The 1,174-nt window shown below is 65.9% G+C and carries 1 protein-coding gene; it reads right to left on the bottom strand.

Annotated features, from left to right (window positions below; translation table 11 throughout):
- A partial coding sequence (locus NCT32_RS26675) for an aldehyde dehydrogenase family protein (protein ID WP_250490635.1) occupies nucleotides 1-1,174 on the bottom strand: 1,174 nt, incomplete at both ends.

The following is a 1,174-nucleotide window of genomic DNA, read 5'->3' as shown; positions in this document are numbered from 1 at the left end:
CCGGATAATTCACGTAGACGCTGCCCGCGCGCATTTTCATGGCCACGCGCCGCGCACGTTCCTGATCCTTCGACTGCACATAAGCCGCCAGTCCGTAAGGCGTGTCGTTGGCGATGGCGATCGCGTCTTCCTCATCGCGATACGGCATGATCGCGAGCACCGGGCCGAAGATTTCCTCGCGCGCGATCGTCATCGACGGATGCACGTTCGCGAACACCGTCGGCTTCACGTAATAGCCGCGTTCGAATCCATCGGGACGTCCGGGGCCGCCCGTTACCAATGAAGCGCCCTCTTCGATGCCGATATCGATCAGCCGCTGCACACGCCCGAACTGGACATCGCTGACCACGGGGCCCATCGTCGTCGCCGGATCGCCGGCCGGTCCCACGCGATGCTTGCCGGCCGCACGCAAGGCGATCCCGACTGCCTCGTCATGCCGCGATGCGGGCACGAGCATGCGCGTCGGCGCATTGCACGATTGACCGCTGTTGCTGAAGCATGCGTTCACGCCCGCGGTAACGGCGGCTTCGAGATCGACATCGTCGAGCAGAATGTTCGCCGACTTGCCGCCCAGTTCCTGATGCACGCGCTTCACGGTCGGCGCGGCGAGTTTCGCGATCTCGATGCCCGCGCGCGTCGATCCGGTGAACGACACCATATCGACATCGGGATGCGCGCTCAGCGCCGCGCCGACGCTCGGGCCGTCGCCGTTCACGAGATTGAACACGCCTTCGGGCACGCCTGCCGCATCCATGATTTCCGCGAACAGCACCGCGTTCATCGGCGACACTTCGCTGGGCTTGAGCACCACCGTGCAGCCCGCCGCGAGCGCGGGCGCGACCTTGCACACGATCTGATTGATCGGCCAGTTCCACGGCGTGATGAGCGCGGCCACGCCCACCGGTTCGTGATTGATCAGTGTCGTGCCCTTCTTGCGTTGCCACGGGAAGTGCTCGACCGTGCGCAGCGTTTCCTCGATATGCCGCTTGCCGAGCCCGGCTTGCCAGGCGTGCGCGAGCTTCGCCGGCGCGCCGATCTCGCGCGAGATGACTTGGGCCATCTCGTCGTAACGCGCGAGATACGCTTCGAGCAGACGCTGGAGCAACGCGACGCGCTCTGCCACGCGCGTCTGCGAGAACGACACGAACGCGCGCCGCGCCGCTGCCACCGCGCG

It is taken from the genome of Caballeronia sp. INML2, from assembly GCF_023631365.1.
Lineage (GTDB): Bacteria > Pseudomonadota > Gammaproteobacteria > Burkholderiales > Burkholderiaceae > Caballeronia > Caballeronia turbans.
The sequence above is the reverse complement of the archived record's forward strand: the minus strand, read 5'-3'. Positions and strand labels throughout refer to the sequence as shown.